Source organism: Micromonospora sp. NPDC048887 (assembly GCF_040649715.1).
Classification (GTDB): domain Bacteria; phylum Actinomycetota; class Actinomycetes; order Mycobacteriales; family Micromonosporaceae; genus Micromonospora.
Genome location: NZ_JBEZGA010000008.1, coordinates 141,820 through 164,562 on the forward strand (window position 1 = coordinate 141,820; position 22,743 = coordinate 164,562).

Here is a 22,743-nt window from a genome sequence, read left to right on the forward strand (position 1 = left end):
TCCCGGGAGGAGCCCCAAGGTGCGCAAGGTTCTCATCGCCAACCGCGGCGAGATCGCCGTCCGCGTCATCCGCGCCTGCCGCGACGCCGGACTGGCCAGCGTCGCCGTCTACGCGGATTCCGATCGGGACGCCCTGCACGCCACGCTCGCCGACGAGGCGTACGCCCTCGGCGGGGACACCGCCGCCGACAGCTACCTGCGCATCGACAAGCTGATCGACGTGGCGGCCCGCTCCGGCGCGGACGCCGTGCACCCCGGCTACGGCTTCCTCTCCGAGAACGCCGACTTCGCCCAGGCCGTCATCGACGCCGGGCTGACCTGGATCGGCCCCACCCCGCAGGCGATCCGCGACCTCGGCGACAAGGTGACCGCCCGGCACATCGCGCAGCGCGCCGGAGCCCCGCTGGTGCCCGGCACCCCCGACCCGGTCGGCAACGCGGACGAGGTGATGGCGTTCGCCGTCGACCACGGCCTGCCGGTCGCCATCAAGGCCGCCTTCGGCGGTGGCGGGCGCGGCCTGAAGGTCGCCCGCACCATGGAGGAGATCCCGCACCTGTTCGAGTCGGCCACCCGCGAGGCGGTCGCCGCGTTCGGCCGGGGCGAGTGCTTCGTCGAGCGTTACCTGGACAAGCCGCGCCACGTCGAGGCGCAGGTGCTGGCCGACCAGCACGGCAACGTGATCGTGGTGGGCACCCGGGACTGCTCGCTCCAGCGCCGGCACCAGAAGCTGGTCGAGGAGGCGCCCGCGCCGTTCCTCACCGAGGCCCAGCGCGCCCAGATCCACGACAGCGCCAAGGCCATCTGCCGGGAGGCCGGCTACCACGGCGCCGGCACCGTCGAATACCTGGTCGGCGCGGACGGCACGATCTCCTTCCTGGAGGTGAACACCCGGCTCCAGGTCGAGCACCCGGTCACCGAGGAGACCGCCGGCATCGACCTGGTCCGCGAGCAGTTCCGCATCGCCGACGGGGAGAAGCTGCGCTTCACCGAGGACCCGGCGCCGCGCGGGCACGCCATCGAGTTCCGGATCAACGGCGAGGACCCGGGCCGCAACTTCCTGCCCGCGCCGGGCACCGTCACCGCGCTGCGCCTGCCCTCCGGGCCGGGCGTGCGGGTCGACACCGGCATCTCGGCCGGCGACGTGATCGGCGGCAACTTCGACTCGCTGCTGGCCAAGGTGATCATCGTCGGCGAGACGCGCGCCGAGGCGCTGGAGCGGGCCCGCCGGGCGCTCGACGAGATGGTGGTCGACGGCATGGCCACCGCGCTGCCCTTCCACCGCCTGGTGATCCGCGACGAGGCGTTCACCACCGAGCCGTTCACCGTGCACACCCGGTGGATCGAGACCGAGTGGGACAACACCGTCCCGGCCTTCACCGCCGCCGCCGGTGCCGGCGACGAGCCGGCCGAGCGCGAGACCGTCGTGGTCGAGGTGGGCGGCAAGCGGCTGGAGGTCGTCCTGCCCGCCGGGCTCGGCGCTGGTACGGCGGCAGCCGCGCCCGCCGCGAAGAAGCCGGCCCGCCGGGGCGGCGGGGGCAAGGCGGGCGCCGCGGTCAGCGGTGACACGCTCGCCTCCCCGATGCAGGGCACGATCGTGAAGATCGCGGTGACCGACGGCGACGAGGTGGCCGAGGGCGACCTGGTCGTGGTGCTGGAGGCGATGAAGATGGAGCAGCCGCTGCACGCGCACAAGGCCGGCACGGTGAGCGGGCTCGCGGCCGAGGTCGGCGCGGTGATCACCTCCGGCGCGGCGATCTGCACCATCGCCTGAGGTGTAAGGAAGGGCCCCTTCTTAACGCGTGAGGTAGTGAAGGGGCCCCTTCTTAACAGCGCAGGGCCGGGTGGTCTGAGCCACCACCGCAGGCGGGCGGGGCCCGGGGCGGGAATGATGGCCGGGTGCGGTTCCTTCACGGCGCGGTCCCCGCGCACGACCTGACCTACAACGACGTCTTCATGGCGCCCAACCGTTCGGAGGTGGGCTCCCGGCTCGACGTCGACCTGGCCACCACCGACGGGACCGGCACCACGATCCCGCTCGTGGTGGCGAACATGACAGCCGTCGCGGGCCGGCGGATGGCCGAGACCGTGGCGCGACGCGGCGCGGTGGCGGTGATCCCGCAGGACATCCCGATCGAGGTCGTCGCCGACGTGGTCGGCTGGGTCAAGCAGCGGCACCTGGTCTACGACACGCCGATCACGCTCGGCCCGACCGAGACCGTCGGCGACGCGATCCACCTGCTGCCGAAGCGTTCGCACGGCGCGGTGGTGGTGGTCGACGCGGACGGGCGGCCGATGGGCGTGGTGACCGAGGCGGACACCGTCGGGGTGGACCGCTTCGCCCAGCTCCGGCACGTGATGTCGACCGAGCTGCACACCGTTTCGGCGGACGCGGACCCGCGTACCGGGTTCGACCGGCTGTCGGCGGGCCGGCGGCGGATCGCGCCGGTGGTGGACGGCGACGGCCGCCTGGTCGGGGTGCTGACCCGGCAGGGGGCGCTGCGCGCCACGCTCTACACCCCGGCCGTGGACGACCGGGGGCGGCTGCGGATCGCGGCCGCCGTGGGCATCAACGGTGACGTCACGGGCAAGGCCGCCGCGCTGCTGGAGGCCGGTGTGGACACGCTGGTCGTGGACACCGCGCACGGGCACCAGGAGCGGATGCTCCAGGCGCTGCGGGCGGTCCGCCGGCTGGACCCGCCGGTGCCGGTGGCGGCCGGGAACGTGGTGACCGCCGACGGGGTACGCGACCTGGTCGACGCGGGCGCGGACATCGTGAAGGTGGGCGTCGGGCCAGGCGCGATGTGCACCACCCGGATGATGACCGGCGTGGGCCGCCCGCAGTTCTCCGCCGTGCTCGACTGCGCCGCCGCGGCCCGTTCGCTGGGGCGGCACGTCTGGGCCGACGGCGGCGTACGGCACCCGCGCGACGTGGCGCTGGCGCTGGCGGCGGGCGCCTCGAACGTGATGATCGGCTCCTGGTTCGCCGGCACCTACGAGTCCCCCGGTGACCTTTACACCGACGCCGACGGGCGGCGCTACAAGGAGAGCTTCGGCATGGCGTCGTCGCGTGCGGTGAGCGCCCGTACGGCCGAGGACAGCGCGTTCGACAGGGCCCGGAAGGCGATCTTCGAGGAGGGCATCTCCTCGGCCCGGATGTATCTGGACCCGAACCGGCCCGGGGTCGAGGACCTGATCGACGAGATCATCTCCGGCGTGCGCAGCGCGTTCACGTACGCGGGCGCGCGCAGTCTGGAGGAGTTCCACGAGCGGGCGCTCGTCGGCGTGCAGAGCGCCGCCGGGTACACCGAGGGAATGCCGCTGCCGACGAGCTGGTGACGCGGCTCAGCTGAACAGCCGCCTGATCACGGTACGGGCGGCGGCCTCCGGGTCGTCGCCCACCCGTGGCGGCAGCGCGCCGGAGAGCCAGAGCGTGGCGAAGCCGTGCACTATCGACCAGGCGGCCAGCGCGTCCGCGTCCGGCTCCCGCCCGGTGTGCCGGGCCACCCCGCCGCGCAGCAGCTCGCCGGACCGGGCCCGGGCGGCGATCAGCTCCGGGTCGTCGGCCCGGTACAGCTCGGGCCGGAACATGACGTCGAAGTGCGCGCGGTGCCGCACCGCGAACCCGACGTACGCCACACCGGTGTCGAGCAGGTCGTCGCCGGCCTGCCGGAGCGCGTCGGCGAGCAGGTCGAAGCCCTGGGTGGCGAACGCGGTGAGCAGCCCCGCCTTGTCGCCGAAGTGGTGCGCGGGCGCGGCGTGCGAGACCCCGGCCCGGCGGGCCAGCTCACGCAGGCTCAGCGCGGCCGGCCCGGACTCGGCGATCGCCTCAGCGGCGGCGCTCAGCAGGACGCGGCGGAGGTCGCCGTGGTGGTACGAGGCCATGCCGCCACCCTAACTTGTCATTGACAAGATGGCACCGGACGCGGAATCTTGTCACCGACAAGATTCCGCGTCGGAGGGACTGACCATGGCACCGCTGATCGCACTCCTCGCCGGCACCGCGCTGGCCCGGATCGCCGGCCTGCTCGGCGTGGACGCCCTGGACGGGTGGCACCCCGCGTTGCGGGTCGGGCTGGCGCTGATGATGGTGCTGACCGGCGTGGCCCACTTCGCGTCCCGCCGGGCCGACCTGATCGCGATGGTCCCGCCGTCGCTGCCCCGGCCCGACCTGCTGGTCACCGTCACCGGCGTACTGGAACTCGCCGGCGCGCTCGCCCTGCTGGTCCCGGCCACCGCGCGTCCGGCGGCGGCCGGGCTGGCGCTGCTGATGCTCGCCATGTTCCCGGCGAACGTGTCGGCCGCGCGGCGCGGGCTCACGCTCGCCGGGCGCCCGGTGACGCCGATCGGCGTCCGTACCCTGCTCCAGGTCGTCTTCGTGGGCGCCGCGCTGGCGGTGGCCCTCGGCGGGTGACCGCAGCGAGGGCCGGGCCCGCCCCGGCGGCCCGCCGGAACGAGACCGGCGGGCCGCACGGGACCCGGCTCAGGCGCGGGCCGGCTCCGCCTCGGCGGGCGAGGCGTCCCCGGCCTCGCCGTGCCGGACCGTCGGCAGGCGCAGGCAGGCGACCAGGCCGATCAGCAGGAATCCGGCCCCCGCGAAGGCGGCGTACCGGGTGGCGTCGGAGAACGCCTGCTTCGCCTCCTGGGCGATCGGTGCGGTGCGCGGGTCCGCCTCCAGCCCGCCGATCGCCGCGCCGGCACTCTCCTTGACCGCGCTCACCACCTGGTCCCGCTGGGCGGGGGTGAGCCCGGGCTGGTCGGCCAGGCGGTCACCGAGGATACCGCCGAGGCCGGCGAAGAGGACGGTGCCGAGCACCGCGATGCCGAGCGCGGAACCGACCTGACGGGCGGTGCTCTGCAGGCCCGAGCCCTGGCCGCTGCGGCGCACCGGCACCTGCGACAGGGAGACGCCGGTGAGCTGGGCGGTGGCCAGGCCGACGCCGAGGCCGTAGACGAACAGGAAGCCCAGCGGCGCCCACCAGCTGGTGTCCGGCGCGACCACGAGCCCGAGTCCGATCACGCCGACGACCTCGGCGGCGACGCCGAGCTGGACCACCCGGGCGGCACCCCAGCGCTGCGTCAGCGGCGCGCCCATGCCGCTGGCCAGGAAGCTGCCGACGGCGAGCGGCAGCAGCGCCAGGCCGGTGCGGAAGGCGCTGTAGCCGAGCACGTTCTGGAACCACAGCGGAAGCGCGAACAGCAGTCCGAGCTCGCCCAGGCTGACGATCGCGGCGGCCAGGATGCCGTTGCGGAACGAGCTGATGCCGAACAGCGACAGGTCGAGCAGTGCGGGGCGGCCGGACCGGTTGCGGCGTACCTGCTGCGCCAGGAAGATCCCGAGCGCGACGAGGCCGACCAGCGCGGAGACCGGGACCGGCGAGATCGACGCGGTCCAGTCCAGCCCGAACAGGCTGAACGGCCGCTCCCGCTCCCACCAGCCGTAGGTGCGGCCCTCGATCAGGGCGAAGACCACGCCGGTCATGCCGATCACCGAGAGCAGCGCGCCGAGCAGGTCCAAGCCGCGTTCGGCCTGCTCGTCGCGGGACTCGGCGACCAACACGAGCGTCGCCACGATCACGACCAGGCTGACCGGGACGTTGATGCCGAAGGCCCACCGCCAGGAGTACGTGGTGGTGAGCCAGCCGCCGAGCAGCGGCCCGAGCGCCGCCGCGCCGCCGATGGTGGAGCCCCAGACGGCGAACGCGATGCCCTTCTCCCGGCCGGTGAAGTTGGCGTTCAGCAGGGAGAGCGAGGTGGGCAGCATCATCGCCCCGCCGATGCCCTGGAGCACCCGGGACGCGATGAGCGTCTCGCCGGAGCCGGCGAGCGCCGCGAGCACGCTGGCCACCACGAACACGGTGACGCCGACGAGGAACATCCGCCGTCGCCCGGACCGGTCGGCGAAGCGGCCGGCGACCAGCAGCAACGCGGCGAAGACCAGGGTGTACGCCTCCTGCACCCACTGCGCGTCGGTGGAGGTGATGTCGAGGTCCCGGATGATCTGCGGCACCGCGACGTTCACGATTGTCGCGTCCACGATGATCATCGCCACGCCGAGGCTGATGGCAAGTAGCCCGAACCAGCGTCCGCGCCCGTCGCCGCGCATTGCGCCCTCCCTTTAGCTAGATTCTCTAGCTACCTGAGGTGCTAGCTTTATCCCATGGAGGGGGTGCCGTCAAGCGGGGAGCCGACGCCGGCCGCGCCGCCGAGCAGCGAGACTTCCCGCGCGCTGCGCGACGTGCTGCGGATCGCCGGTGACACCCGGGCCGCGCTGGCCCGCCGCCTGGGCCTCAACGTCACCGACGCGGCGGCGATCGACCACCTGGTCTCCAGCCCGGAGCCGCTGGGCCCGGTCGAGCTGGGCAACCGCCTCGGCATCCGCTCCGCCTCGGCGACCACGCTCGTCGACCGGCTCGTGCAGGCGGGCCACGTCACCCGGACCCCGCACCCGCACGACCGGCGTCGACTGAGCCTCCAGGTGACCGAGAGCGCCGTCGGCGAGGTGCTGGAGGCGCTCCGCCCGATGCTCGTCGGCGTCGACCGGGCGGTCGCCCGGCTCACCCCCGAGCAGGCCGAGGCCACCACGGCCTTCCTGCGCGAGGTCACCGAGGTGATGCGGGAGTACGTCGCCACCGCCCCGGACGAGCCGTCGCGGGCCCGCTCCGACCGCCGCTGAGGAGATTCTCAGAATTAGTTTGGGCCCTGATGGTTCGGGAGCTAACCTGACGCTCGTGAACATGGGCCCGCTCGTCCGCTTCCCCGACGCGTTGCACCACGCGCCACTCGGCCGGCTGATCTCGATCGCCGGTCACGTCGTCGAACAGCACTGGGGGCGTTACCTCGCCGAACACGGGCTCACGTCCGCCGGCATGCGGGTCCTGATGATCCTCCTGCGGGCCGGCGAGGTGAGCCACCGGGAAATGGCCGAGCTGTGCTTCGTCCGGCCCGCCACGCTCACCGGCATCGTCGACACGCTGGAACGCGACGACTTCGTCAGCCGCCGTCGCGCCCCGGAGGACCGCCGCACGGTCCGGCTCGCCCTGACCGACAAGGGCGGCGAGCACGCCCGCGCCATCATCGACATGATTCACAGCGACCGGCCGTTGACGTCGGTCGACGCCGACCCGGCCAACCGGGCGGTGATCCGCCAGTTCCTGATCGAAATCATCACCGGCATGTCCGACGGGGACCTCCGTCGGTTGAACCGGGACAGCGAGTCCGACACCGAGCCGCCGACGGGGAGCCATCCGTGTTGATCCGCCTGCTCCGCACACATCTGCACCCGTACCGACGATGGCTGGCCGCCGTGGTGGCGTTCCAGTTCGTCGGCACGATCGCCTCGCTCTACCTGCCGAGCCTGAACGCCGACATCATCGACCGGGGCGTCGCGGTCGGCGACACCGACCAGATCATGCGTACGGGCGGGTGGATGCTGCTGGTCAGCCTGCTCCAGATCGCCTGCTCGATCGCCGCCGTCTACTTCGGCGCGAAGACCGCCATGGCGTTCGGCCGCGACGTGCGCGGCTCGATCTTCCGGCGCGTCAACAGCTTCTCCGCCCGCGAGGTCGCCCGGTTCGGAGCGCCGTCGCTGATCACCCGCAACACCAACGACGTCCAGCAGGTGCAGATGCTGGTGTTGCTGAGCTGCACCATGCTGGTGGCCGCGCCGATCATGAGCGTCGGCGGCGTGGTGATGGCCCTGCGCGAGGACGTCGGGCTCTCCTGGCTGATGCTGGTCTGCGTACCGGTGCTGGCCGTCGCGCTGGGCCTGATCATCCGCCGGATGGTCCCGGGCTTCCGGCTCATGCAGACCCGGATCGACACCGTCAACCGGGTGCTGCGCGAGCAGATCACCGGCATCCGGGTGGTCCGGGCGTTCGTACGGGAGCCGTACGAGACCGACCGGTTCCGGGCCGCGAACACGGACCTGACCGCCACCGCGCTGCGGATCGGGCGGCTCCAGGCGCTGATCTTCCCGATCGTGATGCTGGTGCTGAACGTCTCCAGCGTCGCGGTGCTCTGGTTCGGCGCGGCACGTGTCGACTCCGGCCAGATCCAGGTCGGCGCGCTCACCGCGTTCCTGCAATACCTCATGCAGATCCTGATGGCAGTCATGATGGCCACCTTCATGCTGATGATGGTGCCCCGGGCGGCGGTCTGCGCCGAGCGCATCGAGGAGGTGCTCGACACCGACTCGTCGGTGGTGCCGGCCGCCGACCCGGTCACCGAGGTCACCGGCCGGGGCGAGCTGGAGTTGCGCGGCGCCGGGTTCCAGTACCCGGGCGCGACCGCGCCGGTGCTGCACGACATCTCGTTCCGGGCCGAGCCGGGCCGGACCACGGCGATCATCGGATCCACCGGCGCCGGCAAGACCACGCTGCTGACGCTCATCCCCCGCCTGGTCGACCCGACCGCCGGCGCGGTCCTGGTCGACGGCGTGGACGTACGGGATCTCGCCCCGGACGAGCTGTGGCGGCGGATCGGGCTGGTGCCCCAGCGGCCGTACCTGTTCACCGGCACCGTCGCCAGCAACCTGCGCTACGGCAACCCGGACGCCACCGACGCCGAACTGTGGGCCGCCCTGGAGATCGCCCAGGCGCACGACTTCGTCGCCGAGATGTCGGGCGGGCTGGAGGCGCCGATCGCGCAGGGCGGCACCAACGTCTCCGGCGGCCAGCGGCAACGCCTGGCCATCGCCCGCGCGCTCGTCCGCAAACCGGAGATCTACCTCTTCGACGACTCCTTCTCCGCGCTCGACCTCGGCACGGACGCCCGGCTGCGGGCCGCCCTCAAGCCGGTCACCGCGGACGCGGCGGTGGTGATCGTGGCCCAGCGGGTCTCCACGATCGTCGACGCCGACCAGATCATCGTGCTCGAGGACGGGGGTGTCGTCGGGATGGGACGACATGAGGAACTGCTGGAGAGCTGCCCCACGTACGCCGAGATCGTCGCGTCGCAGCAGACGGCGGAGGTGGCCGCGTGAGCGCGAGGAGTGAGCCGGGGTTGCGAGCCCCGCAGTCGCGAACGAACGGGGGCACAGCGTGAGCGGGGGGAACGGCGGGACGCCGTCGGTTCCGCAGCAGAAGAACGAGCCGAACCGGCTGCCGCCGGCCGGGCGGCGGCCCGGCGGTGGCCCACCGCACATGAGCATGGGCATGCCGGCCGAGAAGGCGATGAACTTCGGGCCGTCGGCACGCCGGCTGCTGGGGCGGCTGCGGCCGTACCGGCTCCAGCTCACCGGCGTGCTCGCGCTGGCCCTGGCCAGCGTCGGGCTCAGCGTCATCGGGCCGAAGGTGCTCGGGCACGCCACCGACATCATCTTCAGCGGGGTGATCGGGCGGCAGCTTCCGCCCGGCACCACCACCGAGGCGGCGGCGGAGGCGGCCCGTGCCGAGGGCAACGGCAACTTCGCCGACATGCTGGCCCGGATGGACGTGATCCCGGGCACCGGCATCGACTTCGACGCGCTGGGCCGGGTGCTGGCGTTCGCCGTCGTGCTCTACGTCGGCGCGAGCATGCTCCAGTGGGCGCAGGGCTGGGTGCTCAACGGGGTGGTGCAGCGCACCGTGCTGACGCTGCGCGCCGACGTGGAGGACAAGCTCAACCGGCTGCCGCTGCCCTACTTCGACAAGCAGCCCCGCGGTGAGCTGCTGAGCCGGGTCACGAACGACATCGACAACGTGTCGCAGACGCTCCAGCAGACGCTGAGCCAGCTGCTCACGTCGCTGCTCACAGTCGTCGGCGTACTCGGGATGATGTTCTGGATCTCGCCGCTGCTGGCAATCGTCGCGCTCGTCGCGGTGCCGCTGTCGGTGGTGGTCACCGGCCAGATCGCCAAGCGCTCGCAGGGCAAGTTCATCGCCCAGTGGAAGCACACGGGCGAGCTGAACGGCCAGATCGAGGAGGCGTACACCGGGCACGAACTGGTGAAGGTCTTCGGCCGGCAGAAGGAGGTCGAGGCCGCCTTCCACGCCAAGAACGAGGAGCTGTTCCGGGCCGGCTTCGGCGCGCAGTTCGTCTCCGGGCTGATCATGCCGGCGATGTTCTTCATCGGGAACCTCAGCTACGTCGCGATCGCCGTGGTCGGCGGCCTGCGGGTGGCGTCGGGCTCGATGAGCCTCGGTGACGTGCAGGCGTTCATCCAGTACTCGCGGCAGTTCACCCAGCCGCTCACCCAGGTCGCGTCGATGGCCAACCTGCTGCAGTCCGGGGTGGCCTCGGCCGAGCGGGTCTTCGCTGTGCTCGACGCCGACGAGCAGAGCCCCGACCCGGCCGAGCCGGCCCGGATCGCCGACCCGCACGGGCGGGTCGAGTTCGAGCACGTCTCCTTCCGGTACGACCCGGAGAAGCCGCTCATCGACGACCTGTCGCTGGTCGCCGAGCCGGGCCACACGGTGGCCATCGTCGGTCCCACCGGCGCCGGCAAGACCACGCTGGTCAACCTGGTCATGCGGTTCTACGAGCTGGACGCCGGGCGGATCACGCTGGACGGGGTGGACATCTCCACGATGCGCCGCGACGAACTGCGCGGCCGGATCGGCATGGTGCTCCAGGACACCTGGCTGTTCGGCGGCACCATCCGGGACAACATCGCCTACGGACGCCCCGACGCCACCGAGGAGGAGATCCTCGCCGCCGCCCGGGCGACGTTCGTCGACCGGTTCGTCCGCAGCCTGCCGGACGGCTACGACACGGTGATCGACGAGGAGGGCAGCAACGTCAGCGCCGGGGAGAAGCAGCTCATCACCATCGCCCGCGCGTTCCTGGCCGAGCCGTCGCTGCTGATCCTGGACGAGGCGACCAGCTCGGTGGACACCCGGACCGAGGTGCTGCTCCAGCGGGCCATGGCGGCGCTGCGCTCGGACCGGACGAGCTTCGTCATCGCGCACCGCCTCTCCACCATCCGCGACGCCGACCTGATCCTGATGATGGAGCAGGGCCGGATCGTCGAGCAGGGCACCCACGACCAGCTCGTCGCCGCCGGTGGCGCGTACGCCCGGCTCTACCGGGCGCAGTTCACCGGCGCGGTGATCGAAGACGAGATCCCGGCGCCCACCCCGGCCGGCCCTCCGGCGGGAATGCGTGCCGGTGCCGGCACGCCGGCCGGGAACTGACGTGGACCCGGCCACAGGTCCGGCACCGGTCGGTGTCCGGGTGCCTTCCCGGCACCCGGACGGGCCGGAGTCAGGCCGGCGGGAGAAGACCCGCCGACCGGCTCGCGACCACCACGCCGACCAGGCCCAGCGCCTCGGCGGCGGGCATCGGGTCGAGCACCCGGCCGTCGCGCAGGCGCAGCGAGACCGAACCGTCGGCCACCTCCCGGGGGCCGAGGACCCCGGTGTACGGGACTCGGCGGCGGGACGCGTCCCGGATCCGGGCGCCGAGCGAACCGGCGTGGTCGACCTCGGCCCGCAGCCCGGCCGCCTCGGCGCGGCGGGCCAGCGCGACGGCCGCGTCGGCCTGCGCCGCGTCCACCGGCAGCAGCAGCACCTGCACCGGGGCGTACCAGGCCGGGAACGCGCCCTGGTGCACCTCGATCAGGTACGCGAACAGCCGTTCCATGCTGCCGACGAGGCTGCGGTGCACCATCACCGGCCGTTTCCGGCGGCCGTCCGAGTCGGTGTACGACAGGTCGAACCGTTCCGGTTTGTCGAAGTCGAGCTGGACGGTGGAGATGGTCGACTCCCGGCCGGCCGCGTCGACGATCTGAATGTCGATCTTCGGCCCGTAGAACGCGGCCTCGCCCGGCGCCTCGACGACGTCCACCCCGTCGAGCGCGGCGCGGAGCAGTTCCTCGGCCCGCCCCCAGCCGGCGTCGTCGCCCACGTACCGCCGGCCCGGCCCGCGCAGCGACAACCGGAACCCGGCGGGACGGACGCCGAGCGCGGCGTACGCCTCGCCGATCAGCCGCAGGATCTCGCGGACCTCGTCGCCGACCTGCTCCAGCGCGCAGAAGTTGTGCGCGTCGTTGAGCGAGATGGCTCGTACGCGAGACAGCCCGCCGAGCACCCCGGAACGCTCGGCCCGGTACATCCCGCCCAGCTCGGCGACCCGCAGCGGCAGCTCCCGGTAGGAACGCCCACGGGCCCGGAACACCAGCGCGTGGTGCGGGCAGAGCGCCGGGCGCAGCACGAACTCGTCGTCGGCGCTCAGCCGCATCGGCGGGAACATGTCGTCGGCGAAGTAGCCCAGGTGCCCGGAGAGCTCGAACAGCTCCCGTTTGGCCAGTGGCGGGGAGTAGACGTGCCGGTAGCCGGCCCGGCGCTCCAGCTCCCGCACGTACTCCTCGACGGCGTGCCGGGCGGCGGCGCCGGCCGGCAGCCAGATCGGCAGCCCGGCGCCCGCGAGCGGGTCGGAGACGAACAGCTCCAGCTCCCGGCCGAGCCTGCGGTGGTCGATCATGTCGCTCTCCTTGATCGGGTACGACCCGGAGGCGAGCGGGCCCGGAACGCCGCGAGGCCCCGGAGCGGATCGCCCCGGGGCCTCGTCGACGGAAACGTCAGTGCGGCACGCCGGGAACACCCGGCGTCGTCGTCACTACCGCGCTACGCATGCCCTGACGCTAGACGCGCGGGCGTCGATGGCGCACCTGAAATATGGAGAGTGGGGGCGGGTCGCCGGCACGGGACCTGCCGGCGACCCGCGGCGGCCCGGGCATCGAGAACGGGGGACCCGACGACTCCGGCGCCGCGTCCCACCAACGGTACTCCGGGTATCGATGATGTGCCGCCCCGCCCCGAGCCAGACGCGCCGGTGACCCGTCACCTCTCGGCGGGCTGCCTCGTTCCACACCTACGGCCCACCGGTGTCGGCTGTCACCGCACGGCAGGGCCGGTGGTGGTGACGCCGGACACGGCGTCAGGCTCGGTCCGGTCGAACGGAGAACTCCGACGAGGTGGCGGTCGTGGCCGAACTCATCTCTGATGTCGCGTCGCCCATGTGGGCGTACGCGCTGCTGCTGATCCTGCTGATCGTCGACGCCTTCGTCCCGGTGGTGCCGACCCAGCTCGTCATGATCACCAGCGGGGCGCTGACCGTGTACGGCGGGCTCAGCCTGCCGCTGACCATCGCGGTCGGGGCGGCCGGTGTGTTCATCGGGGACCTGGCCTGCTACCTGATCGGCCGCAGCACGCCGACCCGCCGCCCGGCACGCGCCACCACACCCGGGCGGGCACGCCGGGCCGTCACCCGGGTCACCCGTGGGCTGCGCGAGCCGGGGCCACTGGTGATCCTGCTCTGCCGCTTCGTGCCCGGCGGACGGATGGCGGCCTGCTTCTCGGCCGGGCGCAGCCGCTACCCGTACCGCCTGTTCGTGCCGTACGCGGCGGCGGCGGCCCTCGCCTGGTCCAGTTACGGCGCGCTCGTCGGTCACCTGGGCGGTACGGCGCTGACCCACTCCGCGTGGCGGCTGCTGCTGATCGGCGGGGTGGCCGCGACGGGATTCGCGCTGGCCGGGTGGGCGATGACCTGGATCAGCAACAACCGGCAGACCCGCGCCGAGGCCACCGCCGACTCCACCGGCACCTGACGCGCAGTTCGGAGCGTTGACCCCCGTCGCATATAAGTCCGGTTTTTCCGTTGGCGGACGAGCGGTTCCAGGAGCACCTGATCAACTTGAAGGAAGAGCAGCCATGAGCGGTGGGGCGAACTGGCGCGACGTCAAGGCGAAGGCCCGAAGTATCGACCCCTCGTGGGACGACAGCGAGCGTGTCGCCCGGCGGGGACAGCTTCGAGAGAAGATGCTGGCTTCGGTCAGCGGCGCGCAGCTGGCGGAGATCCGCAAGCAGCTGGGTATGACCCAGGCTCAACTGGCGGAGCGGCGGGCTTGTCTCAGGCGCGGATCAGCCAGATCGAGAATGGCGAGAGCGTCAACCTGGAGATCCTTCGCGCCTATGTGACCGGACTGGGCGGACACCTTGATGTGGTCGCCCGGATCGGGAACATCCGCCTCGACGTAGCCTGACGCGGTTCTCGGGGGTCCGGTAGGGGACGACCCGGGGAGCGAAGTGGGTGGTGGTCCCGGATCCGTCTGGGGCGGTTGCGGCGACAGGCTGGCCGTATGGCTGGAACGCGGAGAAGCGGCCTGCTGGCCCTCGGCGGGATCGTCCTGGCGGCGGTACTCGCGGTGAACGGTCACCTCGAGGTGAGCGACGACCTGGATCCCTGGTCGCTGACCGTCAGCGACTTCGCCGTCTCCGACCGGGGCGGCGTGATCGACACCGCGATGGCGGTCCTCGCGGCGGCAACTCTCGTGCTGCTGCCCGCGCTGCGCCGCTCCGGCGCGGGCCGGGTCCCGCTCGCGCTGCTGACCGCCTGGTCGGCCGGGCTGCTGGCCGCCGCCGTGGTGCCCACGAACGAGCCGGGTACGCAGATGGACACCGCCGCGTACGTGCACCGGTACGCCTCGGTGCTGTCGTTCCTGGCCCTGCCGGTGGCCGCCTGGCTGCTGGCCCGTCACCCGGTCAGCGACGCCGCCGCCTGGCTGCGCGGCCTGACCGTAGCCAGCCTGCTCCTGGCCGGCGCGATGATCTGGTCCGCCTATCCCGGCGACCGCGCGCTGCTCGGCCTGATCGAGCGCCTGCTCATCCTCACCGAGACGGCCGTCATAACCACCCTGGCGGTGCACGCCACCCGCCGCACCCCGGCCGAGACCGGCGATCATGCAGTTGCGGCCCGTACAGAACGGGCATACCGGCTGGATCGGGGGCCACAACTGCATGATCGACGAGCGAGGGCCGCTACTCCAGCTCGTGGAGCATGAGCTGACGGGCGGCCTCGGTGATGGAGCCGGACAGGCTCGGGTAGATGGTGATGGTGTGGGCCAGCTCGTTGACGGTGAGGTTGTTCTCCACCGCCATCGTGATCGGCAGGATCAGCTCGCTCGCCTTCGGCGCCACCACCACGCCGCCGATCACCTGACCGCTCGCCGGCCGGCAGAACAGCTTGACGAAGCCGTCGGCCAGGTCGTCCATCTTCGCCCGGGCGTTGCCGGACAGCGGCAGCATCACCTGGCGGGCCGGGGTCTTGCCGGCGTCCACCTCGTCCTGCGAGACGCCGACGGTGGCCAGTTCCGGGTCGGTGAAGACGTTCGCGGCGACGGTACGCAGCCGCAGCGGCCGGACCGCCTCGCCCAGCGCGTGCCACATGGCGATCCGGCCCTGCATGGCAGCGACGCTCGCGAGCGGCAGCACCCCGGTGCAGTCACCCGCCGCGTAGATGCCCGGCACATTGGTACGGGAGACGCGGTCCACAGTCACGTAACCGCCCCGGGCCAGCTCCACGCCGTACTCGGCCAGGCCCAGGTCGGCGGTGTTCGGAATCGAGCCGACAGCGATCAGCGCGTGCGAACCGGTGACCTGACGGCCGTCGGAGAGCACCACCTCCACCCCGTCGCCGGCCCGGCGGACCGCCTCGGCGCGGGAGTTGTTCAGGATGCTCATGCCCCGGGCGCGGAACACCCGCTCGATCGCCATCGCGGCGTCGGCGTCCTCGTGCGGCATCACCCGGTCCCGGCTGGAGACGAGGGTGACCTTGACGCCCATGGCCAGGTACGCGCTGGCGAACTCGGCGCCGGTCACGCCGGAGCCGACCACGATCAGGTGCTCGGGCAGCTCGGGCAGGTCGTACACCTGGCGCCAGGTCAGGATGCGCTCACCGTCCGGTACGGCGGTGGGCAACTGGCGGGGGGTCGCGCCGGTCGCGACGAGCACCGTCGACGCGGCGATCGAGTAGTCCGCACCGCCGCCGGCCGGGGTGACGATCACCCGGTGGGTGTGACCGAGCGTGTCCTCACCCAGCCGCGCGGTGCCGGCCACGAACTCGACGCCGGCCTTCACCAGCTTGGTGTGGATGTCGGCGGACTGGGCCAGGGCGAGCCGCTTGACCCGCTCGTGCACCGCCGAGGCGTCGACGGTGACCGCCTCCAGGCCGTCGGAGTGCACCCCGAACTCCTCGGTGTCCCGGTAGCCGGTGACCACCTCGGAGCTGGCAATGAACGTCTTGGAGGGCACGCAGTCGGACAGCACACAGGCGCCGCCGGCGCCTTCCGCCTCGACCACTGTGACATCGGCGTCCAGCTGCGCGGCGACCAGAGCCGCCTCGTACCCGGCCGGCCCGCCGCCGATGATCACGATCTGGCTCACAGAGCCGTCCCTTCGTCGAAACTCACAGTGACTTTCTTCTCCCCGTCCCGTCCGACACGCACTGTCGTATTCTCCCCCACCCGTCGGCCGGGCTATGGTCGTCGCCGTGGGTCTCTACGCTGCTTACGGCTCGAACCTGGATCCCGCCCGCATGCGCGCCTACTGCCCGCACTCGCCGATGGTGGGCACCGGCTGGCTGGAGGGGTGGCGGCTCACCTTCGCCGGCGAGGACGTCATCGGCTGGGAGGGCTCGGTCAGCACCGTGGTCGAGTCCCCGGGTGACCGGGTGTTCGTGGCGCTCTACGACATCCACCCGTACGACGCCGCGCAGCTCGACGAGATCGAGGGCGTGACCGCCGAGACGTACCGCAAGCTGACGGTCCGCGTCTCGACGCTGGACGGAGACGTGACCGCGTGGGTCTACGTGTTCGACGGGTACGAGGGCGGACTGCCCACCGCGTGGTACCTGTCGGAGCTGGCGAACGCCGCGGAGAAGGCGGGCGCGCCGGACGACTACGTCACCGAGCTGCGGTCCCGCCCCACCGGCACCGCGTCGGCGTAGCGCGTCTCCCACACCGACAGTGTGCGCCGCGCGGCCGCAGCCGCGCTCGGCGACCCCGGTACGGGGGTGCCGGGTCACACCCGCGAGGCGGGCACACTCCGCTCGTACATGTCGACCCAGCGTTCCTCCACCAGCCCGACGGAGCGGTAGAGCGTGACCGGCGCGGTCGGGTTGGCCAGGTCGACGCCGAGCCCCGCCCCGGCGCGGCCTTTCGCCGCGTAGACCGCGAAGGCCCGGCGCAGCAGCGCCGCGCCCACCCCCCGGCGCCGGTACGCGGGCAGCACCGACAGCGTCCGCACCCATCCCCGGTCCTGGTCGAGCGCCTGGTCGGAGGACTGGAGCGCGCCGGCCGGCGCGCCGTCGACCTCGGCCAGGAACCACTCGTCCCAGACCTTGCCGTACGACGGCAGCAGATCCCGCCACTGCTCGAAGTCGAGCGGGTCGTGGTCCGGGGTGTCCCGGAACGCGGTGTCGTAGATGCGGTGGAACAGCCGCAGGTCGCTCTCGTCGCCAGCGCGCAGCGGCCGGACGGTCACCCCGGGCGGGGGCGCCGGTTCGGCGGGCAGGCCGGCCAGCGACCGGGTCATCCGGATGTAGCGCTTGAGCCGGGTGAACCCGGCCTCGGCCAGCTCGCCCGCCCAGCGGGTCTCCGGCGCGTACACCCCGGCGCGGGCGGTCAGCGCGGGCAGGCCGCGCTCGGCGGCCCGCTCGGCGACCCGTTCCAGCAGCCGGGCCAGCAGCGGGGCACGCAGGTCGGCGCCGCGGTCGGGGTCGACGAGCACGTCCACCCACTCCCGGCCCACGCCGCTCGGGTTGGCCAGGATCGACCAGGCCACCGCCGTACCGTCCGGGTCGGTGACCAGCCAGGAGTCGCGGGCCGGGTCGACGAACGGCGCGGTCAGCGCGGACCGCACGTCCTCGTCGTCGAAGTCGGGGTGGCCGACGGCGAACGTGTCGGCGGCGTGCACCACCGCCAGGATCGCGGGCACGTCGTCGAGGGTCGGGCGGCGGGCCGACCAGCCGGCGGGAAGCGTCACGGGCCAGATCCTGGCAGCCGGACCGGGCGCGTCGCCTCCCATTTATCCGCCGCGGGCGCGCTGCCGCGCGGCACCGAGCAGACCCAGCAGCTCGGCGCCCTCGGCGGTGCTCAACGCGCGGAACGCCGCCGAGGCCAGCCGGTCGGTCACCGCCTCGGCCCACAGCCGGCGCCGCACCAGCGGCCCGACCGGCGGGTACGGGGGCGCCCAGCCGCACGCGGCCGCGCCCGCCTCGCCCTCCGGCCCGGCCAGCACCGCCTCCAGCGGCGTCAGTCCGGCCGCGCGCACCGCCAGGAGGTACGCCCCGGCGAAGTGCTCGCGCAGCAGCAGCATGCCGACCGCCGCCCGCGCGCCGGGTGACGGTTCGGGCACCGGCATGGCCCGCCAGGCGGCGAACAGCGGCATGCCGCTGGCGTCCGCCGCGTCGACCGCCCGGCCCAGCAGCGCGGCGAGCCGCGCCGACTCGGCGCCGTCACCGAGCCGGGCGGTGCCCCACCGGCAGCACTCGGCCAGGTTGGCGGCGGCCACCTCGATCGGCGGGACGGTCCGCGCGGCGGCGTCCCAGCCGTCGGTGACCGCCTCGGGCGCGATGAAACCGAGGGCCGCGGCCACCGTCTCGGCGCGGACGTCACCGAGGGCTCCGGCCCGCCCGGTGATGTAGAAGGCCCACCCGGAGATGCCGAGCAGCCGCGCCCGGCGCAGCGTGGACGGGCAGCGGGCGAACGCCTCTCCGAGTTCCAGCACGAGCGGCTTGCAGGCGGCGGCGAGCTGTTCCGGAGTCATCGGCGGCCCGTCACCGTCACTCCACCGTAGCCATTCATCACGCTCAGTCTGCCGGGTGCTCACCGGTGTCGGCATCCCCCTCTTCGGCGTCGAGCGCCTCCAACACGGCCTCCACCTCGCCGGCCCGGCGCCGAGCCGCGGTGACCGCCCGTTCCGCGCCCCGGCGGGCCAGCCGGGCCCGGCTCAGCTCCTGCTCGGCCACGGCCCGGCGACGCTCCAGCTCGGCCAGTTCCGTCTCGATCCGGTCCAGCGCCGCAGCGCCGTCCCGCTCGGCCGCCTCGGCGGTTCCCAGCTCCTTCTCGGCCCGGTCCAGGTCCGCGCGGGCCCGGGTCAGCTCCCGGGTCGCGGTCCGCCGTCGCCCGGCCCGTTCGGCCCGCGCCGCCCGCTCGTCGCGGGCCCGGCGCGCGTCGGCCCGCTCGGCCGCCCGATCCGGTACGACAGGCGTCTCCCCGCCCTCGGTCACGAGCCGCAGCTGGGGTCGGGGCACCTCGCCGAACCCGGCGTAGTGGCTGGCCCGCAGCAGGCGTCCGGCGCGTACCTGCTCGGCCACCTCGGTGTCCGACAGCGCGGCGTTGAGTGTCGCCTCCACCTCGCCCAACGGCAGTTTCCCGGCCGGTGGCGCGGCGGGTTCGGCGGCGGCGAGCCGGCGTACCTCGGCCACCAGCGCGCCCACGACGGCGCGGCGCTGCGCTGACAGTTCCCGCAGTTTGCCGCCGCGCAGGTCGCGTTGCGCGGCGCGCAGCGCCCCGGCCAGCTGGGTGAGGTCGGCGACCAGCTCGGGACGGCGGATGGCCAGCAGGTTGACCAGCCAGGCCGCCACCGTCGGCCGGCGCAGTCTGCCGATCTCCCGGGCGGTAAGCGGGTCGCCGGACTGCCGCGCCTGCGCGACGGCGGCGTCCCGGGCCGCGACGAACCGGTCCGGCGGGGTGGCGTAGAGCCGCCGGATCACCTCCGCGGGCACCTCGGCCATGGTCAGGCGTCGATCCGGGTGCCCGGCTCCAGACGGCGGTAGTCGGTCTTGGACAGCGCCGTGTACTGCCGGTCCAGCACGCCGAGGCCGTTGTCGTTCAGTAGCCCGTCGTGCAGCGCGTACGCCCGGCGCGGCGCGACCGCGCGGATGAAGTCGACCACCTCGGAGAACTTCGACCAGGGCGCGTGGATCGGGGCGAACAGCGTGTCCACCCGCACGTCGTCGGGGACGAACAACGCGTCGCCCGGGTGGTACACCACGTCGGCGAAGAGGTAGCCGAGGTTCTGGATCACCGGGATGTCCGGGTGGATGACCGCGTGCTGCCCGCCGTACGCCCGCACCGGCACCCCGGCGACGGTGAACGACTGTCCCGGCTCGACCGTGACGAGCGCCTCGGCCGCGTCGCCGAGCACCCCGGCGAGCGAGGCCGGGCCGTGCACCGGCACCGGCCGCCGCTCCAGCGCCCGGGTCAGCGCGCCGACGTCCACATGGTCCGGGTGTTCGTGGGTGATCAGCACCGCGTCCGCACCGTCCAGCGCCGCCGGATCGCTGAAGACACCCGGGTCGACGACAAGCACCGCACCGTCGTGCTCCAGCCGGAGGCAGGAGTGGGCGTACTTGGTCACCTGCATCGTGATCCCTCGCTTATCGAATCGTGATGTCCTCAGCGCAGTCTGCCGGAACCGGCGCGACCACGCGTCACGTCCGAGGTATCGGTCCCGGCGGGCGGGGCCGTCGAGGATCGGAGTACGGGGCATGGGTGGACGGCGACTCCGGGGCGTGGCCCTGGTGGCGGTGGGGCTGATAGCGGCGCTGGGCGTGGGCGCGTGCAGCGCGGGCGGAGACGGTGGCAGCGACTCGGCCGCGCCAGCCGCCGACAGAGGCGCGGGGAGCGAGCAACTCGCCGAGGGCGGCGCGGACAGCGACCAGGCCGCTCCCGGCGGCACCGGCGGCGCGGACCTGCGGGTCGACCAGCGGTCCATCATCTACACCGGGACCATGCAGGTGCGGGTGGACGATGTGGAGGCCGCCGCGCGGGAGGCGACCACCGCGGTGACGGCGGCCGGCGGGTTCGTCGGCGCCGACCGGCGGTCGAGCCGGGCCGCCGAGGCGCGGGCCGCGCTGACGCTGCGGGTGCCGGCGGACCGGTTCACCGCGGTGATCGACCGGCTCGCCGGTCTCGGCCGGCAGGAGCGCCGGGAGATCCGCACCGAGGACGTCACCGAGCAGGTGGTCGACCTGGACGCCCGGATCGCCACCCAGCGGGCGCGGGTGGAGAGCGCCCGCAAGCTGCTCGCCCGCGCCACGTCGGTCGACGAGCTGGTCCGGCTGGAGAACGAGGTGGGCACCCGGCAGGCGGACCTGGCGTCGCTGGAGGCCCGCAAGCGCCGGCTGGCGGACCTGACCGCGCTGTCCACCATCACCGTGACGTTCCTCGGTCAGGACGCCAGCACCGCCGACGAGGAGGCCGACCTGGGCTTCCTGGCCGGGCTGGGCGGCGGCTGGTCGGCGTTCCTGGCCTCGGCCCGGGTCCTGCTCACAGTGCTCGGCGCGGTGCTGCCCTTCGCGGTGGTGATCGGCGTACCGCTGTGGTTGCTGCTGCTGTGGCGGCGCCGGGTGCGGGCCCGGAGGACGCCGCCGCCCGGCCCGGGCGCGATGCCGCCGCCCGGCCTGGGCCCGATGCCGCCGGGCCCGGCCGGGCCGGCCGACGGTCCGGTCAGCGCGCCGCCGCCAGTGCCCGCAGCGCGGTCTGGACCATGAGGCGTACGCCGGCTTCGATCGCGCGCTCGTCCACGTCGAACGAGGCCCGGTGCAGGTCCACGTTGGGCCCGCTCCGGCCGACGCCGAGGCGGGCGAGCGCGCCCGGCACGTGCTCCAGGTACCAGGAGAAGTCCTCGCCGCCCATGCTCTGCGGCGTCTCGGCGATGCCGTCGGGGCCGAGCGCCGCGGCGGTGGCGGCGGTGAGCACGCCGATGGCGCCGGCGTCGTTCGTCACCGGGGGCCGGCCGCGCAGGTATTCCAGGTCGACTGTGGCGCCGGTGGGCGCGAGCACGTCTCGCACCACCTGAGCGACGATCTCGGGCGCCCGGTCCCAGGTGTCGCGGTCCATCACCCGCAGGGTGCCGGCCGCGCACGCCTCGGACGGGATGACGTTGTAGCGGGTGCCGGCCGAGGCGTGGCCGAACACCAGCAGCAGCCCGCTGTTGGCCGGCACCCGGCGGCTGATCAGCGTCGGCACCTCGGTCACCAGCCGGCCGAGCGCGTCCACCAGGTCGACGGTCAGGTGCGGGCGGGCGGTGTGCCCGCCGGGCCCGGTGAGCCTGACAGTGACGTTGTCGGCGGCGGCGGTGATCGGGCCGACCCGCAGGCCGACCTTGCCCACCGGCAGGTTCGGGTCGCAGTGCAGCGCGAAGATCTGCACCACGTCCTCCAGGCCGCCGGCCTCGATGACCTCCAGCGAGCCGCAGGGCAGGATCTCCTCGGCGGGCTGGAAGATCAGCCGGACCCGGCCGTCGAGCCGGCCGGTGTCGGCGAGCTGGGCCAGCAGCATGCCGACGCCGAGCATCACCGACGTGTGCACGTCGTGGCCGCAGGCGTGGCAGACGCCCTCCACGGTTGACCGGTACGGCACGTCCTTCGGGTCGCTCAGCGGCAGCGCGTCGATGTCGGCGCGGAGCGCGATCACCGGCCCGTCCGGGCGCCCGTCGATGTCGCAGATGACGCCGTTGCCCTTCGGCAGCAGGCGCGGCTTGAGACCGGCGAGGGACAGCTCACGGTGCACCAGCGCGGCCGTCTCGAACTCCTCGCCGGACAGTTCCGGGTGGGAGTGGAGGTGACGGCGCGTTTCGATGAGGCCGGGTACGCGCAGCGCGAGCAGATGGTCGAGCTCGAAGGGCAGGGGCTGGTAACCGGTCGGCGCCTCGGGCCGGGACGACGCCAGCGGGCCGCCGGAAGGCAGCGTCAACGCACTCGTCACGTCGAATTCTCGATCACTAGAAGTGGATGGATCTTCGGGTCGGACAGCAGACAGCCTAGACCTCCGACGGTGACGCTGCGCAACATCTTTCGTGTAGCGGTCGGACCGCGCAGCGTCACGAATGCCCTGGTGGGAGGGCTCGAATATCTGCGGGACAGCAGGTAGATCGCGGTCAAACGCCGTCATCCGCCCCCCACCTCCTACAACGCGTAACCGTTTCAGCGGCCCCCAAATACCCGTCAGCCGTTCCGAATTGTCGCATTAGTCGTGGCAAT

At 73.2% G+C, this 22,743-nt stretch carries 21 protein-coding genes; 12 read left to right on the top strand and 9 right to left on the bottom strand.

The annotated features are described in order from the left end of the window. The first annotated feature begins 19 nt into the window (after window positions 1-19). Together AB0C17_RS15090 and AB0C17_RS15095 are read left to right on the top strand one after the other, a co-directional pair. Entirely contained in the window at window positions 20-1,771 is a 1,752-nt protein-coding gene (locus AB0C17_RS15090; protein ID WP_357381552.1) for a biotin carboxylase N-terminal domain-containing protein, read from the top strand. A gap of 125 nt (window positions 1,772-1,896) precedes the next feature. Then, a complete protein-coding gene (locus tag AB0C17_RS15095) occupies window positions 1,897-3,336 on the top strand; it encodes a GuaB1 family IMP dehydrogenase-related protein (RefSeq protein ID WP_357470048.1) in 1,440 nt (479 codons plus the stop codon). Window positions 3,337-3,342: 6 nt separating this feature from the next. On the opposite strand, the gene AB0C17_RS15100 is transcribed toward AB0C17_RS15095, so the two are convergent. After that, the gene (locus AB0C17_RS15100; protein WP_357381548.1) at window positions 3,343-3,882 is read right to left on the bottom strand and encodes a TetR/AcrR family transcriptional regulator; all 540 of its coding nucleotides are present in this window, start codon (window positions 3,880-3,882) and stop codon (window positions 3,343-3,345) included. Between the two features lie 85 nt (window positions 3,883-3,967). On the opposite strand from AB0C17_RS15100, the gene AB0C17_RS15105 reads away from it, so the two are divergent. After that, window positions 3,968-4,411, top strand: a complete 444-nt coding sequence (locus AB0C17_RS15105; RefSeq protein WP_357470045.1) for a DoxX family membrane protein — start codon at window positions 3,968-3,970, stop codon at window positions 4,409-4,411. A gap of 69 nt (window positions 4,412-4,480) precedes the next feature. On the opposite strand, the gene AB0C17_RS15110 is transcribed toward AB0C17_RS15105, so the two are convergent. Next, window positions 4,481-6,103 carry a DHA2 family efflux MFS transporter permease subunit gene (locus AB0C17_RS15110; protein WP_357478925.1) on the bottom strand — a complete coding sequence of 541 codons (1,623 nt, stop codon included), beginning with the start codon at window positions 6,101-6,103 and terminating at the stop codon, window positions 4,481-4,483. Between the two features lie 54 nt (window positions 6,104-6,157). Here AB0C17_RS15110 and AB0C17_RS15115 point away from each other — a divergent pair, with 54 nt between their 5' ends. From AB0C17_RS15115 to AB0C17_RS15130, 4 genes are all read left to right on the top strand, one after another. Continuing rightward, window positions 6,158-6,673 carry a MarR family transcriptional regulator gene (locus AB0C17_RS15115; protein WP_357478928.1) on the top strand — a complete coding sequence of 172 codons (516 nt, stop codon included), beginning with the start codon at window positions 6,158-6,160 and terminating at the stop codon, window positions 6,671-6,673. A 61-nt stretch (window positions 6,674-6,734) separates the two neighbouring features. Beyond that, on the top strand, window positions 6,735-7,253 hold the full coding sequence (locus tag AB0C17_RS15120) for a MarR family transcriptional regulator (RefSeq protein WP_357381799.1): 519 nt from the start codon (window positions 6,735-6,737) through the stop codon (window positions 7,251-7,253). Next, complete coding sequence (locus AB0C17_RS15125; protein WP_357478931.1) at window positions 7,247-8,980, top strand: ABC transporter ATP-binding protein; 1,734 nt, start codon at window positions 7,247-7,249, stop codon at window positions 8,978-8,980. The genes AB0C17_RS15120 and AB0C17_RS15125 overlap by 7 nt, the downstream gene beginning before the upstream one ends. Before the next feature lie 160 nt (window positions 8,981-9,140). Then, a complete protein-coding gene (locus AB0C17_RS15130; protein WP_357479040.1) occupies window positions 9,141-11,111 on the top strand; it encodes an ABC transporter ATP-binding protein in 1,971 nt (656 codons plus the stop codon). Window positions 11,112-11,181: 70 nt separating this feature from the next. Here the strand turns inward: AB0C17_RS15130 and thrS are convergent, their stop codons facing one another. After that, window positions 11,182-12,399 (bottom strand): threonine--tRNA ligase, encoded by a 1,218-nt coding sequence (gene thrS / locus AB0C17_RS15135; protein WP_357478934.1) that lies wholly within the window; start codon window positions 12,397-12,399, stop codon window positions 11,182-11,184. A gap of 502 nt (window positions 12,400-12,901) precedes the next feature. Here thrS and AB0C17_RS15140 point away from each other — a divergent pair. The 3 genes from AB0C17_RS15140 (at window position 12,902) to AB0C17_RS15150 (ending at window position 14,758) form a co-directional block, all read left to right on the top strand. Next, window positions 12,902-13,525 carry a DedA family protein gene (locus AB0C17_RS15140; protein ID WP_357478937.1) on the top strand — a complete coding sequence of 208 codons (624 nt, stop codon included), beginning with the start codon at window positions 12,902-12,904 and terminating at the stop codon, window positions 13,523-13,525. Window positions 13,526-13,822: 297 nt separating this feature from the next. Next, the gene (locus tag AB0C17_RS15145) at window positions 13,823-13,960 is read left to right on the top strand and encodes a hypothetical protein (RefSeq protein WP_357478940.1); all 138 of its coding nucleotides are present in this window, start codon (window positions 13,823-13,825) and stop codon (window positions 13,958-13,960) included. Between the two features lie 96 nt (window positions 13,961-14,056). Continuing rightward, on the top strand, window positions 14,057-14,758 hold the full coding sequence (locus tag AB0C17_RS15150; RefSeq protein WP_357381532.1) for a DUF998 domain-containing protein: 702 nt from the start codon (window positions 14,057-14,059) through the stop codon (window positions 14,756-14,758). On the opposite strand, the gene AB0C17_RS15155 is transcribed toward AB0C17_RS15150, so the two are convergent. Then, window positions 14,736-16,139, bottom strand: coding sequence for an NAD(P)H-quinone dehydrogenase (locus AB0C17_RS15155; RefSeq protein WP_357381530.1), 1,404 nt, complete (start codon window positions 16,137-16,139; stop codon window positions 14,736-14,738). The two genes, AB0C17_RS15150 and AB0C17_RS15155, sit on opposite strands and share 23 nt — an antisense overlap. 106 nt (window positions 16,140-16,245) lie before the next feature. Between AB0C17_RS15155 and AB0C17_RS15160 the strand changes: the two genes are divergently transcribed. Further along, complete coding sequence (locus AB0C17_RS15160; RefSeq protein WP_354864796.1) at window positions 16,246-16,701, top strand: gamma-glutamylcyclotransferase; 456 nt, start codon at window positions 16,246-16,248, stop codon at window positions 16,699-16,701. 74 nt (window positions 16,702-16,775) lie between these two features. Here AB0C17_RS15160 and AB0C17_RS15165 read toward each other — a convergent pair whose 3' ends face one another. The 4 genes from AB0C17_RS15165 to AB0C17_RS15180 are packed head-to-tail and all read right to left on the bottom strand — an operon-like array spanning window position 16,776 to window position 20,123. Then, window positions 16,776-17,738 (bottom strand): GNAT family N-acetyltransferase, encoded by a 963-nt coding sequence (locus AB0C17_RS15165; RefSeq protein WP_357381526.1) that lies wholly within the window; start codon window positions 17,736-17,738, stop codon window positions 16,776-16,778. Between the two features lie 42 nt (window positions 17,739-17,780). Then, window positions 17,781-18,521 (bottom strand): hypothetical protein, encoded by a 741-nt coding sequence (locus tag AB0C17_RS15170; RefSeq protein ID WP_357381524.1) that lies wholly within the window; start codon window positions 18,519-18,521, stop codon window positions 17,781-17,783. A 43-nt stretch (window positions 18,522-18,564) separates the two neighbouring features. Further along, on the bottom strand, window positions 18,565-19,491 hold the full coding sequence (locus tag AB0C17_RS15175; RefSeq protein ID WP_357381522.1) for a hypothetical protein: 927 nt from the start codon (window positions 19,489-19,491) through the stop codon (window positions 18,565-18,567). Between the two features lie 2 nt (window positions 19,492-19,493). Then, window positions 19,494-20,123, bottom strand: coding sequence for an MBL fold metallo-hydrolase (locus tag AB0C17_RS15180; protein ID WP_357381520.1), 630 nt, complete (start codon window positions 20,121-20,123; stop codon window positions 19,494-19,496). A 124-nt stretch (window positions 20,124-20,247) separates the two neighbouring features. Between AB0C17_RS15180 and AB0C17_RS15185 the strand changes: the two genes are divergently transcribed. Next, window positions 20,248-21,252 carry a DUF4349 domain-containing protein gene (locus tag AB0C17_RS15185; protein ID WP_357381518.1) on the top strand — a complete coding sequence of 335 codons (1,005 nt, stop codon included), beginning with the start codon at window positions 20,248-20,250 and terminating at the stop codon, window positions 21,250-21,252. Here AB0C17_RS15185 and AB0C17_RS15190 read toward each other — a convergent pair. Further along, entirely contained in the window at window positions 21,209-22,468 is a 1,260-nt protein-coding gene (locus tag AB0C17_RS15190; protein ID WP_357381516.1) for an amidohydrolase, read from the bottom strand. The genes AB0C17_RS15185 and AB0C17_RS15190 overlap by 44 nt on opposite strands. Window positions 22,469-22,743: the final 275 nt, after the last annotated feature.